Raw genomic sequence first — 12,149 nt, 5'->3', positions numbered from 1 at the left:
TAGATCGGGCGCTTAGATTGCTGACAAGTATATATATTTGTCAATTGGGGAACATGCCGGAATGCGGCAAGCATCAACTCATTATACTTCTTATCCTTTCCGCAATATCTTGGTCCTTATTGGAAATTTCCAGCAAAACGTAGGCCATTTTTTCTGCGAAAGCTTGATCATTCCTGATCAACTCACAGGCAGCTCGCACGATCTCCGAAGCGAAAGCACCATAATATTCGGAGATGTATTTCGGGATCGGCGCGATTGGAAACTGAACCTGTGTCGGTCGCCCTTGGCCTTGCGGGATCATCCGTAAGACTCCCTTCTTTGTCAGACTCTTAAGGATATTTTCCACCTTGTCCCGATGGACGCCCAGCAAATTCGCCAAGGATGAAACCGATTGCGGGTGTTTCTCCTTGTTGCCCATCTGGATATGCGAGGCGAGAATGACCTCGTGCGGCGTAAGGCCCGCCGGAGCAAGGACGCCGGAGGCGACACGGGTGATGAAACCGGCTACAACGTCCATAATTTCATTAGACACCTTGCTCATATTTTCTCCTTCGGGTGCTTTGTCGTAGTTGCGGAGAGCATTCCCCGGATAAATGTTTGCGACGGAGTGTCTCCTGACGGTGATCTCCAGTATCGTACTGACCTGATGCAGTATGGCGCAATGCCATAGCAGTAGAATACTTTGCGTAGTTCTGTTATTATTTTCTATCATCACGCCGCACCGAAGTCTAAGGGCTATAGGCTTTGCGAGCATTTGTCGCCAGATTGATCCTTTTCTCGACCTTGACTGCCGGATGCGCCAGTTCGGCCAGGGCAGACGCCATACCAACGCCGGGCATTGCAAATGAAATCGAGTTATCAATCATTGCGACTTGCGTAGGGAACCGATGGTCGCCTCAGATTGGTGACCCAACTGTCGCTGGTTGGGCGACGGTCGTCGCATACGCTGCCTGTGCGGCGTTGGGCTTTATGGCTCTGCTGCGCGCACAGCGCGGCCGCGAACGGGTTTTCTGGGGATTTGTTATGCTCGCAATGCTGGGGCTTGGAGTGAACAAGCAGCTAGACCTGCAATCCATGCTGACGGCAGGCGGACGCTGCCTGTCCCAACTTCAAGGTTGGTATGAAGAGCGACGGGCTTTCCAGCGGAATTTCATCATCGGGCTTGTCACTGTGGCTACCCTGTTCCTCGCCTTAGTTTTGTGGCTAATGCGTGGATGCTTGCGGCGGAACGGTCTGGCGATACTCGGACTTGCATTCGTGGCCGGCTTCGTAGCGGTCAGGGCTGTCGGATTTCACCACTTCGATGTTCTAATCGACCGCCGGTTTCTCGGCCATCGCCTTAACGTTCTGTTTGAACTATCCGGGCTTGTTTTTATCGCCGTCAACGCCTTGGCGCTGCTGCGACCACGGAGGTCACCACGATGTCGTCGCGTGCGTGTCAACCTCCGAGGGGCCTGATCGCCATTGCTATCACCTAGGCCAATGCTATGGGCTGGAGAAAAAACCGGAGAAGGACGCTGTCATTTCCACTTTCGCCAATCACCAACGTTGGCGACTGGCGAAACCCAAGCGGCCGGCGTCTCTCGCCCGCTTGCGGGGAGAGATGTCCGGCAGGACAGTGAGGGCGTCTCGCGACCGATCAAAGATCGACCGCCCATGATATCATTCCGCCGGCGGCTTCTTCCGGTCGGAATGACCGAGGGCGCGGCCGGGGTCTATCACGTCACGCACAAGCTGCTTGAGCCTGGCGGCATCGGGGAAGCCGCCGTCGCGCTTCCTGTCCCACACCAGCTGGTCATCGCAGGTGATCGTGAAGATGCCGCCCGTGCCGGGCACGAGCGCCACTTCGCCCAGATCGGTGCCGAAGGTCGACAGAAGCTCCTGCGCCATCCAACCGGCGCGCAGCAGCCATTGGCATTGCGTGCAATAGTCTATGCGGACCTTCGGCCGATCGGTCATGCGGCGCTGAGCTTGGCCATTGTCTCGTCGTCCACCTCGAAATTGGCGTAGACGTTCTGCACGTCGTCGTCGTCCTCGAGCGTGGCGACCAGCTTCATCAGCGACTGGGCGCGTTCCTCGTCGACCGGCACCGTGTTCTGCGGCTGCCAGATGACCTTGACGCTCTCGGCCTCGCCGAGTGCGGCCTCGAGAGCCTTGGAGACCTCGCCCACGCTTTCGAAGGCGCAAAGGATGGTGTGGCCCTCGTCGTCCGACTGAACGTCGTCGGCGCCGGCTTCGATCGCCGCTTCCATGACCTTGTCGGCGTCACCGGCGGATGCGGGATAGTAGATTTCACCGACGCGGTTCCACATGAAGGACACGGAGCCGGTTTCGCCGAGCGAACCGCCGGCCTTGGTGAAGGCGGCACGCACATTGGAGGCCGAACGATTGCGGTTGTCGGTCAGCGCCTCGACGATCAACGCCACGCCGCCCGGGCCATATCCCTCGTAGCGCACCTCTTCGTAGTTTTCGCCTTCCCCGCCGGCAGCCTTGTTGATGGCCCGCTGGATGTTGTCCTTCGGCATCGATTGCGCCTTGGCGTTCTGGACAGCCAGTCGCAGGCGCGGGTTCATCGCCGGGTCGGGCGTGCCGGTCTTGGCTGCAACCGTGATTTCGCGCGCGAGCTTGGAAAACATCTTCGACCGGGCCGCATCCTGACGGCCCTTGCGATGCATGATGTTCTTGAACTGTGAATGGCCGGCCATGGAACCCCTGTGACGACGGTTTCGATATTGTCTGGAATGGCGCGCCTTATAGTTATTTTGGCGTCAAAGGTCCAGTCTGGCCCGCATTCCTCACCGCTCGCGATCGGCAAAAGTCTCGCGAAAACGTGACTACGCGATCATGGCGCCGGCTTGCCATACTCGCTCATCTGACTGCCGCGCCATCGCGGCAGTTCCGTCGGAGGAGGATGCCCCATGCGCATGTCCCTGATCTTCGCCGCGATAACGGCGACGTTGCTCGGCGTTTCCGCGGCCCGCGCCCAGGATGAGCCGGTCCCGAGCCATTGCGTCGCGATGGCCAATGCCTTGCCCAATGCGACCTATGTGAACTTCACGCCGGCGGGCGGCACGAGCGAAGGCGAGGTGAAGCTCACTTATGCCGGCCATTCCACCTACGTCATCGAGACGCCGGCCGGCGTGCGCATCGCCACCGACTATAGCGGCGTCTACGGCACCGACCCGCTGCCGCGCGTGGTCACCATGAACAAGGCGCACCGCACCCACTACACGGACCTGCCCGAGGCCGGCATCGAATATGTGCTGCGCGGCTGGAATCCCGAGGGCGGGCCGGCCAAGCATCGGCTCGTGGTCGACGATGTCTATATCCGTAACGTGCCGACCGACATCCGTCGTTTCGACCAGATGGAGAAGGACGGCAATTCCATCTTCATCTTCGAGGTGGCAGGTCTCTGCATTGGTCATCTCGGCCACCTCCATCATAATCTCGAGGACGCACACTATGCCGCGATCGGCCGGCTCGATGTCGTCATGGTGCCGGTGGACGGCGGCATGACGCAATCGCTGGCCAACATGCAGGAGATCACCAAGCGACTCTACTCGTCGGTCGTGCTGCCGATGCACCGGCATTCCACCCCGATCGAGGAGTTCACCCTCAGGATGGGCGAGGGCTTCGCCGTGGATTTCCGTGACAGCCCTTTCCTGACCCTCTCGACAAGGAGCCTTCCGCAGCGTCCGACGATCATCATCCTCGAAGGCGTCTGAGCGAAGGCTGAAAACTCACCGCTCCAGGTCGGCCTTGAGCCGGTCGAGGATGCTGACGGCGTGAGTCGCGTATTCGCTGATCCAGCGGTCATGGATCTGCTTGATCGGCATTGCGTTGAGGTGGTTCCAGCGCTCGCGCCCCTCGCGCCGGGCTATGACCAGTTCGGCCTCCTCCAGGACCTTGAGATGCTGCATCACGGTGCAGCGGTCCATCTCCGGAAACGCCTCGCAAAGCGCCCCCGTCGTTCGCGGCTGATCCCTGAGAAGATCGAGCAACTGCCGTCGACGCGGATGCGACAAGGCTTTGAAAACACGATCATCTTTCGATTCGCTTGACATGTTATGTTTTTATAACACATTGTGGCGACAGACAAGCAAAAGGAGGTAGCGATGTCTCTCGGTTTCAGGATTTCCGGCCGCATCGGAAAACCGGTTGCGGAAGTGTTCGACGCTGTGGTCAACCCGACCAAGCTCAGCGGCTATTTCACGACGATCGGCGGAGCGAGCGCTCCGCTCACCACGGGCACGACAGTGACTTGGTGGGGCGACGTGCCCGTCGAAGTGGACGAGGTGACGAAGGACAAACGCATCGTGCTGCGCTGGGACGCCAGCGTCCAGGAGGGCGAGCCGGCCTACAAGACGCGCATCGAAATGAACTTCGAGGCGCTCGACGACGGCGGCACCATGGTCACCATCGCCGAGTCCGGATGGCGCGAAGGGGAAAACGGGCTGGAGAAGTCCTATCTCAATTGCGGGGGCTGGACGCAGATGCTGTGCTCGATGAAGGCCTATCTCGAATACGGCATCAACCTGCGCGAGGGCTTCTACCGCAGCGAGATGCGCGGCGAGCGCGCCAGCGAAACCAACCTATAGCAATGCGCCGCGCATGGAGGAGGAGGCTGGCGCCCCTCCCCCAAATTCCTGTCTCGCGTTCCCTTTCTTGCCGGACGATCTTTTAAGGCGCTTGAAATCCCCAGAGGGCACGTCTAGCATCCATTTGTCCGATATACAGGCATCATGTCCGGTATATTGGACGTGATGGCCCCGACGTGTGCAGACCGGACGGAGGAGGCGGTTCCCCTCAGGGGAGCCGGAGGTTTATCGTCCCGTCCCACCACGTTGAGGCGCAAACTTGGAGGGGAACAACATGCTCAAATCGTCATTCTTCGCATCCGTGAGCGCCCTTTGCCTCGGCCTCGTGCTGAGCCTCGGCGGCGTCTCGCAGGCCGAAGCTGCCGCCAAATGCGTCAAGGGCGACCGCAAGGCACCCTACACGATCGGCTGGGCCAACATCTATTCCGTGCCGACCTGGATGAAGCAGACCCAGGGCACGATCGAGGCCCAGGTCGAGGAGTTGAAGACGAAAGGCCTGGTCGACAAGCTCGTCGTCACCGACGCGCAGGGCGATGCCAACGTCCAGATCCAGCAGATCCAGTCGATGATCGATTCCGATGTCGACGCAATCATCCTCATCGCCGGCTCCTCCACCGCGCCGGCCCGCGTGCTGGCCGACGCCTGCGCCAAGGGCATCGCCATCATCAATTTCGACAGTCTCGTCGACACCGACGACGTGACGGCCAAGGTCAACACCGATTCCGCGCAATGGGGCGAGCAAGCCGCCAAGTTCCTGATCGAACAGATGGGCGGCAAGGGCAACATACTGGTCCTCAACGGCCCGGCCGGCGTCTCCGTATCCGACGACCGTCGCAAGGGTGCCGAACCCGTGCTCAAGGCCAATCCGGACGTGAAGATCCTCGCCGAGACCAACACTGCCTATAACGTCGCCCCGGCGCAGGAGGCGGTGACCAGCCTTCTCTTCGCCAATCCGGAAATCGACGGTATCCTGTCGCTCGGCGGCGCGCTCTCGGCCGGCGCCGTGCTGGCGCTCGACAAGCAGGGACGCGAACAGGTGCCGATCACCGGCGAGAATGCCCGCCAGTTCCTCGAACTCTGGAAGGAAAAAGGCCTCAAGAGCTGGGCCACGATGCAGCCCAACTGGCTCGGCGCCTTCGCAACCTATGTCGCCGTCCAGGCGCTCGAAGGCAAGGACATCCCGAGCTTCGTAAAAATTCCGCTGCCGGTGATCGACAATTCGAACATCGACGAATATCTCGCCCGGGCAGCCGATTTCCCGGCTGACGGCTACATCTATTCGCCTTACGATCAGGCCCTGTTCGACAAGCTGCTCGCCGAGCAGTAAGCCCGAGAGGCCGGCACAGGTGGCTAGCGAAGCTCCGCTTCTCGCCGCGCGGGGGGTGTCGAAATCATTCTTCGGCAACCCCGTCCTGCGCGATGTCTCCATCTCGCTCGTGCAGGGCCGCGTCCACGCGCTGCTCGGCGAGAACGGCGCGGGCAAGTCGACCCTCATCAATCTCCTGTCCGGGGCCTTGCCGCCGGACGGCGGGACGATCGAGGTCGACGGATGCTCCCTGCCGCGCATGACGCCGCCCGAGGCGCGGCGTGCCGGCATCGCCGTCGTGCAGCAGGAGCTGAGCCTGACATCCAGCCTGTCGATCGCCGAGAACGTCGGGCTTGGAGCTTATCCCAGGCGTTTCGGCATGGTCGACTATCCGGCGCTCGCCGCACGTGCGAAGGCCGCCTGCCAACTGGTCGGTTTGCATGAAGCACCGTCCACTCCTGTCGGCGAATTGTCGCTCGGCCGGCGGCAGATGGTGGAGATCGCGAAGGCGCTCTACCGCAAGCCGCGCGTGCTTATCCTCGACGAGCCAACCTCCTCGCTGTCGGCGACCGAGACGAGGATCCTCACCGATCTATTGGGGCGCCTCCGCCGCGAAGGCATCGCTATTCTCTACATCTCGCACCGGCTGAACGAGGTGATGGCGCTCTGCCAGCACGTCACCGTGCTGAAGGACGGCGCCTGCACCGCCGATCGTCCTCTGGCCGGCACCGACACGACCGGCCTGGTGCGCCTGATGGTGGGCCGCGATCCCGGCGATCTTTTCCCCTCCTGGCATCCTTCGCCGGGCAAAACCCCGGCGATTTCCGTCAGGGGTCTTGCAGCCGGGCAGATGCGCGACGTCGATCTCGAGGTGAAAGCCGGCGAAGTCCTCGGCGTCGGGGGGCTTGTCGGCCAGGGCCAGGAAGACCTGCTCCTCGGCCTCTACGGCGCGCTTCCAGCCAAGTCCGCGACGGCGGTCTTCGCCGGCAAGTCCGGCCTCCCGGCCAGCGTACCGAAAGCCAACCGGCTCGGCCTCGCCTACGTCCCGGCGGACCGCAAGCGCGAGGGCCTGCACCTCATCCATTCCATCCTGACCAATCTGATGCTGCCGGCCTTCGCGCGCATGCCGGCGCTGAAGCTGCGCAGCCGCGGCCGGGAGCGCGCGCTCGGCAAGGAGCTTGCAACGCGCTTCGCCATCAGGGGCGATCTCCAGCGCCAAGCCCAGGCACTCTCCGGCGGCAACCAGCAGAAGGTCGCCCTGGCCAAATGGATGCCGCACGATCCGCTGGTGCTGCTCCTCAACGACCCTACGCGCGGCGTCGACGTCGAGACCAAACGCGAGATCTACATCATGCTCCGCCAGTTCGCAGCGGCCGGAAAGGCTGTCGTGCTTCTCAGTTCCGACACGCCCGAACTCGTGCATCTGTGCGATCGCGTCGCAGTGGTGCGCGGCGGCCGCATCGCCGCCACGCTGGAGCGCGAGGCGCTGAGCGAGGAGGCTATCGTGGCCGCCGCGCTCGGCAGCGACCGTGCGAGGGCGACGGCGTGACAGCTTCCGCCTATTTCAGCCCAACCGCCTTGCGCAACAAATCATTGGCGCGTGTTTGCCAACCTTTGCCACCCGCCTTCAGCCGGCCGACAACATCCGCGTCGAGACGAATGGTCACTGCCTGCTTCGGGTTTTCGCTTTTAGGTCGACCGACCTTGTTGCGCTGTATGGCGGCATATATCTCAGGCTGGGCTTCCGCAAAGGGCCTTGCGCTGGCTAGTTCCTGTTGGGTTAAAGGCCGCTCAATTTCGGGATCGGGTCCGATCAATTCCCCGGTGGTATCGTCGACCCACCATCCATCATCATCCTGGTGGACGCCTCCCGCGGCAATTAGCGCCCTCATCTCTCGGTCGTATGTTTCCCAACGACGATACAGTTCGGCCTCGTCGGCATCCGACCATTCGCCGTTCGGACCGCCGAGGTCCTTGGTCACAAAGCAAGGCCATCGCTTAGTCATGGACGCGGCTCCTTTCCTTCCTGTCGGCGGGTCGCATGGAAATGACGGAAATGGCTTCCGAGCCCAGTGGCCGGTAAACTACGACGATAGAGCCTGTGCCGAACCGGCCGATCGCGAGCCGTCGGCCACCGTAGGTACCCAGTTCCATCGCGGTTTCGAAAAATACCCCGGACAGATCGGCGAAGTCATAGCCATGTTTGGCGAGATTGCTTGTTCGCTTCCGCTCATCCCAGATGATTTCCATCCCCACCCACGCATTTCTAGATTTTTGTATGTACGAAAAAGGTCAGAAAAGTCAACTGTCGAGATGACGGCATGAGCACCGTGGAGCCCACCGCCGCCGGACCACTCTATTGGCCCGTCCAAGCGCGCCGCAATGCCGGGGTGCGCGGTCTTTTCGTTGTCGTCGCGGCGTTCTTCGTCGCCTATGGCATATTGTTCCCCGGCCTGTTCTCCCTGTCAGGTTTCGCCAAGTTCACGCAGAGCTGGTTCCCTTTGGCGCTGGTCGCCATGGCGCAAGCTATTCTCATGCTGGCCGGGGGCATCAGCCTCGCCATCGGCGCGACGGTCAGCCTCGGCGCGGTCATTGCAGCCACCACCATGTCCGGGCCGCTCGGCGTGGCCGGCGGTGTGGGGGCTGTAGCGCTTGCCGGCCTGACCTTCGGCGCGGCGACCGGCCTGATCGTGGTGAAACTGCGCCTTCCGGCCATCGTGGTGACCCTTGCCGGCTCCTTCATCGTCGGCGGAGCGGCACTCCTCATCCTGCCGCGCCCCGGAGGCTCGATCCCCGCCTGGCTGTCCGACCTCCTCGCCGGCAACACGCCTGCAGGCTTCCTGATCCTCGTCGCGATCGTGCTTCTATGGAAGCTGTATCTCGCCACGCCGCTGGGCCTGAGCCTTTATGCCGCCGGCGAGAATCCTGTCGGCGCCTATCGCTCCGGCGTCCCGGTCGATGCCGCGCGGATCGCGGCCTATGCGATCAGCGGACTGCTTTCGACCGGCGCCGGCCTGTTCGTCGCCGCCCAGACCGGCTCCGGAGATCCGGTGATCGGCACGGCCTTCACGCTGAACTCGATCGCGGCGGCCGTGCTCGGCGGCATCGGTTTCCTCGGTGGCCAGGGAACGATGCGCGGCGCGCTGGCCGGCAGCCTGCTCTTGAGCCTGATGATCTCCGTCATGTTCTTCCTCGGTTTCACGCCCGTTGCCCAGTATGTCGCGCAAGGCCTGATCATCATCGGCGCGGTCGCGATCCCGCAATTCCGCAAGGTGCAGAGATGAGCAGCGTTCCCGCCCAAGCCCGTGCGCTTGCCGTCCTGCGCAGCCGCCCCTTCCTCACCTTTGCCGTCGTGGCGGCGGTCTGGGTCGTCGCCAGCATCTTCAGCCGTGGTTTCGGCGCCTATGGCCATCTGCGCTATCTCGTGGAACTCGCCGCCGTGATCGGCCTCGTCGCGGCGGGCCAGACCTTCGTGGTGATCGCCGGCGGCATCGACCTTTCCGTCGCCGCGATCGTCACCGTCAGCGCCGTGGGACTGCCCTTGCTCGGCTGGCAGGCCGACCCGACGGGACTGTCAGCCGTGCTGCTCGTGCTCGCCATGACCTCGGCGATAGGCCTCGTCAACGGCTTGGGGGTCGCCTTCCTGCGTGTCCACCCGATGATCATGACGCTCGCCATGGCGACCTTCCTGCAAGGGCTGTTGATCATCCTCGCAGGCGGCAGCGCCGTTTCCGTCCAGAACCCGCTGGTAAGCTGGCTCGGCAATGCCCGCCCGCTCGGCATTCCGGCGGGCGTCGTGCTCTGGTTGGTCGTTTCGGCCGCTGTGCTGGTGCTGATGCATGCGACGCCGTTCGGCGCCCGTGTCTTCGCGCTCGGGGCGAACCAGCGCGCCGCCGAACTGTCCGGCGTGCCGATCCCGGCCACCACCATCGCGGTCTACGGCATCAGCGGCTTCACCGCGGGGCTGGCGGGCGTTCTCGTGCTCGGCATGAACGGCCAGGGTTATGTCGGCATCGGCGATCCTTATCTGCTCGCCTCGATCGCCGCCGTCGTGCTCGGCGGCACCTCGATCCTGGGCGGGCTCGGCACCTATGCCGGCACGATGCCCGGAGCGATCCTGCTGGTGACGATCACCGCCCTCATAACCGTGGTGAACGCCTCGCCGGGCTGGCGCAGCATTCTCTTCGGCTCGCTGATTCTCGGGCTGCTGCTGTTTTCAGGTCGCGAGGCCGCCCGACGATGAGGTATCGACACGATAAATGCGTTGCGCCGTGCCGAAGAACAGCGCGCGCTGTTCCGCTTCGGAGAAGCCGGCGGTGATCTCCTTGAAGGAATCGTACACCTCGTCAAAGGTGGCATGCAGGCCGGCGACCGGGAAGTCACTGCCGAACATGGCGCGCTCGGGCCCGAAACAGTCGATGCAATGCATGACGACCGGCCGCAGGCTGTCGAGGGTCCAGTCGTGATCGTAAGCGACCAGGTCGGAAATCTTGATCGCGACGTTTTCCCGGCGCGACAGGATCGCGAGCCCTTCGCGCCAGCGCCGCATGCCTTCCTCGTCGCGGTCGATCGGGCTGCCGCAATGATTGACCACGAAAGGCTGGTCCGGAAAGTCCGCCGCAAGCCGCGCCGCGGCGGCGAGCTGGCGGGGAAACGCCATGAGGTCGAAGACGAGATCGCGACGCGCGAGCAAGGCAAGGCTGGCGCGCCATGCCGACTCGTCCATGATGCCGTCGCGCGCGGCGAATCGCCGGGCGGGATCGGGATCCCAGCTCAATATGTCACGAATCCCGACGACGCGATCGAAAGCCGCCTGCGCGTCGATCAGCTCGGCTGCGTGCGGGCTCGCCAATGGAACGTGTGCGACGTAGCGCGCGGGGACCCCGGTGGATTTGTCGAGCGTCTCCAGCCAGCGCGTCTCACCGAGAGAATCGTCGCTCCGCCAGCCGGCCTCGACATGTACCGTCGCAACGACAGCATGGCGCGCCGCGTCACGCCGGTAGTCTTCGGACAGGTAGTTTCGGCGCAGCGGTTCGAGATCGCCCAAACCGCCGCGCTGCGCAGCCGCTGCATCGAGCCAGGGATGGCGATGCAGGTCGAGATCCCACAGATGGTGATGAGCGTCGATGATCGGACCGGAATAGATTGGCACGCCTTCCCTCTCCTTTACCGCAGGAATATCACCGGCAGACCGGCGAGGCATCCTGCTGTTTCCCCATCGGAGATTGACCCATGCATACCGGCCTCGTCCATCAGCTCGATTTCGATCGCGACGGCAAGACGATCGACTTCCTGAGCATCCCCTTTTCGATCGACCGCTCCCCCTATTATCAGGTGAAGGTGCCGATCTGCCTCGTCCGCAACGGCGATGGTCCATCGGTGCTGCTGATGGCCGGCAATCACGGCGACGAATATGAAGGCGAGCTGTCGCTGGCCAGGCTGATACGCCGGCTCGAGCCAGGCCGCATTCGCGGCCGCGTCACCATCCTGCCGATGGCGAATGCGCCCGCTGTGATGGCGGCGAAGCGCTGCTCGCCGCTCGACGGAGGCAATCTCAACCGCGCCTTTCCCGGCGATCCCACGGGCACGCCGACGTGGCGGCTGGCGCATTTCCTGGAAAGCGAGCTTTTCCCGCGCCACGACATCGTCTTCGACATCCATTCGGGCGGCACTTCCATGGAGCATCTGGCCACGGCGCTGATCGAGCGCAACGGCGATCCCGACCGGCATGAACAGGCACTGCAATTGATGCGGTCGCTCGGCATGCCCTATGGCTTCATTGCCGAGAACGGGCCGGCCGCACCGACCTCGATGGGCGCGGCGCGGCGAGCAGGGGCGATCGGTGTCAGCGGAGAATTCGGCGGGGGCGGCACCGCGACGGTGGACAGCATGGCGCTGACGGCCCGCGCCATCGACAGCCTGCTGGTCGCCGCCAACATCATGGACGGGCCGGTGCTCGGTCCCGCGAAACCGCCGGAGGGCCCGATGCAGCTTCTTTCGCTTGCCCGGCACAGCCAAGGCATCTATGCCACGCGCCGGGGCTGGTACGAGCCTGCCGTTCGGCTGGGCGCGCGTGTCGCCGTGGGCGATCTCGCCGGCTGGTACCATGATCTCGAAAGGCTGGAAGCGCCGGAGGAGCCGTTGCTATTCGCCGAAGGCGGCATCGTGATCTCCCGCAGGCTGCATACACATTGCGAGGCCGGCGACTGCCTGATCCAGGTGGCGGAGCCTGTCGGGAACTGAGA

Annotated in this window: 16 protein-coding genes; 8 read left to right on the top strand and 8 right to left on the bottom strand. The window is 63.1% G+C overall.

Features of this window, described 5'->3' with window-relative positions:
• Positions 1-73: 73 nt before the first annotated feature.
• Positions 74-541 (bottom strand): hypothetical protein, encoded by a 468-nt coding sequence (locus ACCO56_RS21125; protein ID WP_433642827.1) that lies wholly within the window; start codon positions 539-541, stop codon positions 74-76.
• Between the two features lie 187 nt (positions 542-728).
• Positions 729-866, bottom strand: coding sequence for a hypothetical protein (locus tag ACCO56_RS21120; RefSeq protein WP_433642826.1), 138 nt, complete (start codon positions 864-866; stop codon positions 729-731).
• A 103-nt stretch (positions 867-969) separates the two neighbouring features.
• Between ACCO56_RS21120 and ACCO56_RS21115 the strand changes: the two genes are divergently transcribed.
• Complete coding sequence (locus ACCO56_RS21115) at positions 970-1,458, top strand: hypothetical protein (protein ID WP_433642825.1); 489 nt, start codon at positions 970-972, stop codon at positions 1,456-1,458.
• 204 nt (positions 1,459-1,662) lie between these two features.
• On the opposite strand, the gene ACCO56_RS21110 is transcribed toward ACCO56_RS21115, so the two are convergent.
• Together ACCO56_RS21110 and ACCO56_RS21105 are read right to left on the bottom strand one after the other, a co-directional pair.
• A complete protein-coding gene (locus ACCO56_RS21110; protein WP_433642824.1) occupies positions 1,663-1,959 on the bottom strand; it encodes a SelT/SelW/SelH family protein in 297 nt (98 codons plus the stop codon).
• A complete protein-coding gene (locus ACCO56_RS21105) occupies positions 1,956-2,705 on the bottom strand; it encodes a YebC/PmpR family DNA-binding transcriptional regulator (protein WP_433642823.1) in 750 nt (249 codons plus the stop codon). The genes ACCO56_RS21110 and ACCO56_RS21105 overlap by 4 nt, the downstream gene beginning before the upstream one ends.
• A gap of 213 nt (positions 2,706-2,918) precedes the next feature.
• Here ACCO56_RS21105 and ACCO56_RS21100 point away from each other — a divergent pair, with 213 nt between their 5' ends.
• Positions 2,919-3,725 carry an MBL fold metallo-hydrolase gene (locus tag ACCO56_RS21100; protein WP_433642822.1) on the top strand — a complete coding sequence of 269 codons (807 nt, stop codon included), beginning with the start codon at positions 2,919-2,921 and terminating at the stop codon, positions 3,723-3,725.
• Between the two features lie 15 nt (positions 3,726-3,740).
• On the opposite strand, the gene ACCO56_RS21095 is transcribed toward ACCO56_RS21100, so the two are convergent.
• On the bottom strand, positions 3,741-4,064 hold the full coding sequence (locus ACCO56_RS21095) for an ArsR/SmtB family transcription factor (RefSeq protein WP_433642821.1): 324 nt from the start codon (positions 4,062-4,064) through the stop codon (positions 3,741-3,743).
• 51 nt (positions 4,065-4,115) lie between these two features.
• On the opposite strand from ACCO56_RS21095, the gene ACCO56_RS21090 reads away from it, so the two are divergent.
• From ACCO56_RS21090 to ACCO56_RS21080, 3 genes are all read left to right on the top strand, one after another.
• On the top strand, positions 4,116-4,598 hold the full coding sequence (locus ACCO56_RS21090) for an SRPBCC domain-containing protein (protein WP_433642820.1): 483 nt from the start codon (positions 4,116-4,118) through the stop codon (positions 4,596-4,598).
• A gap of 274 nt (positions 4,599-4,872) precedes the next feature.
• The gene (locus ACCO56_RS21085; RefSeq protein WP_433642819.1) at positions 4,873-5,925 is read left to right on the top strand and encodes an ABC transporter substrate-binding protein; all 1,053 of its coding nucleotides are present in this window, start codon (positions 4,873-4,875) and stop codon (positions 5,923-5,925) included.
• A 19-nt stretch (positions 5,926-5,944) separates the two neighbouring features.
• On the top strand, positions 5,945-7,453 hold the full coding sequence (locus ACCO56_RS21080; protein WP_433642818.1) for a sugar ABC transporter ATP-binding protein: 1,509 nt from the start codon (positions 5,945-5,947) through the stop codon (positions 7,451-7,453).
• A 10-nt stretch (positions 7,454-7,463) separates the two neighbouring features.
• On the opposite strand, the gene ACCO56_RS21075 is transcribed toward ACCO56_RS21080, so the two are convergent.
• Positions 7,464-7,910: a BrnA antitoxin family protein gene (locus tag ACCO56_RS21075; RefSeq protein ID WP_433642817.1), complete on the bottom strand. Its 447-nt coding sequence runs from the start codon at positions 7,908-7,910 to the stop codon at positions 7,464-7,466.
• On the bottom strand, positions 7,903-8,154 hold the full coding sequence (locus tag ACCO56_RS21070; protein WP_433642816.1) for a BrnT family toxin: 252 nt from the start codon (positions 8,152-8,154) through the stop codon (positions 7,903-7,905). Before ACCO56_RS21070 ends, ACCO56_RS21075 begins: the two co-directional genes overlap by 8 nt.
• 71 nt (positions 8,155-8,225) lie before the next feature.
• Between ACCO56_RS21070 and ACCO56_RS21065 the strand changes: the two genes are divergently transcribed.
• Together ACCO56_RS21065 and ACCO56_RS21060 are read left to right on the top strand one after the other, a co-directional pair.
• Positions 8,226-9,188: an ABC transporter permease gene (locus ACCO56_RS21065; RefSeq protein WP_433642815.1), complete on the top strand. Its 963-nt coding sequence runs from the start codon at positions 8,226-8,228 to the stop codon at positions 9,186-9,188.
• The gene (locus ACCO56_RS21060) at positions 9,185-10,147 is read left to right on the top strand and encodes an ABC transporter permease (protein WP_433642814.1); all 963 of its coding nucleotides are present in this window, start codon (positions 9,185-9,187) and stop codon (positions 10,145-10,147) included. The genes ACCO56_RS21065 and ACCO56_RS21060 overlap by 4 nt, the downstream gene beginning before the upstream one ends.
• Here the strand turns inward: ACCO56_RS21060 and ACCO56_RS21055 are convergent.
• Positions 10,121-11,056, bottom strand: coding sequence for an amidohydrolase family protein (locus ACCO56_RS21055; protein ID WP_433642813.1), 936 nt, complete (start codon positions 11,054-11,056; stop codon positions 10,121-10,123). The two genes, ACCO56_RS21060 and ACCO56_RS21055, sit on opposite strands and share 27 nt — an antisense overlap.
• 80 nt (positions 11,057-11,136) lie before the next feature.
• Here ACCO56_RS21055 and ACCO56_RS21050 point away from each other — a divergent pair, with 80 nt between their 5' ends.
• Positions 11,137-12,147, top strand: a complete 1,011-nt coding sequence (locus tag ACCO56_RS21050; protein WP_433642812.1) for a succinylglutamate desuccinylase/aspartoacylase family protein — start codon at positions 11,137-11,139, stop codon at positions 12,145-12,147.
• Positions 12,148-12,149 lie beyond the last annotated feature (2 nt).

This window comes from Mesorhizobium sp. 1B3 (assembly GCF_050958605.1).
Lineage (GTDB): Bacteria > Pseudomonadota > Alphaproteobacteria > Rhizobiales > Rhizobiaceae.
This window is presented reverse-complemented; position numbering and strand designations above follow the sequence as displayed.

Coding starts and splice junctions, on each gene's coding strand:
- ACCO56_RS21120 (WP_433642826.1), bottom strand. CDS start 866: ATGATTGATAACTCGATTTCATTTGCAATGCCCGGCGTTGGTATGGCG.
- ACCO56_RS21060 (WP_433642814.1), top strand. CDS start 9,185: ATGAGCAGCGTTCCCGCCCAAGCCCGTGCGCTTGCCGTCCTGCGCAGC.
- ACCO56_RS21125 (WP_433642827.1), bottom strand. CDS start 541: ATGAGCAAGGTGTCTAATGAAATTATGGACGTTGTAGCCGGTTTCATC.
- ACCO56_RS21105 (WP_433642823.1), bottom strand. CDS start 2,705: ATGGCCGGCCATTCACAGTTCAAGAACATCATGCATCGCAAGGGCCGT.
- ACCO56_RS21100 (WP_433642822.1), top strand. CDS start 2,919: ATGCGCATGTCCCTGATCTTCGCCGCGATAACGGCGACGTTGCTCGGC.
- ACCO56_RS21050 (WP_433642812.1), top strand. CDS start 11,137: ATGCATACCGGCCTCGTCCATCAGCTCGATTTCGATCGCGACGGCAAG.
- ACCO56_RS21070 (WP_433642816.1), bottom strand. CDS start 8,154: ATGGAAATCATCTGGGATGAGCGGAAGCGAACAAGCAATCTCGCCAAA.
- ACCO56_RS21065 (WP_433642815.1), top strand. CDS start 8,226: ATGAGCACCGTGGAGCCCACCGCCGCCGGACCACTCTATTGGCCCGTC.
- ACCO56_RS21075 (WP_433642817.1), bottom strand. CDS start 7,910: ATGACTAAGCGATGGCCTTGCTTTGTGACCAAGGACCTCGGCGGTCCG.
- ACCO56_RS21085 (WP_433642819.1), top strand. CDS start 4,873: ATGCTCAAATCGTCATTCTTCGCATCCGTGAGCGCCCTTTGCCTCGGC.
- ACCO56_RS21115 (WP_433642825.1), top strand. CDS start 970: ATGGCTCTGCTGCGCGCACAGCGCGGCCGCGAACGGGTTTTCTGGGGA.
- ACCO56_RS21090 (WP_433642820.1), top strand. CDS start 4,116: ATGTCTCTCGGTTTCAGGATTTCCGGCCGCATCGGAAAACCGGTTGCG.
- ACCO56_RS21095 (WP_433642821.1), bottom strand. CDS start 4,064: ATGTCAAGCGAATCGAAAGATGATCGTGTTTTCAAAGCCTTGTCGCAT.
- ACCO56_RS21110 (WP_433642824.1), bottom strand. CDS start 1,959: ATGACCGATCGGCCGAAGGTCCGCATAGACTATTGCACGCAATGCCAA.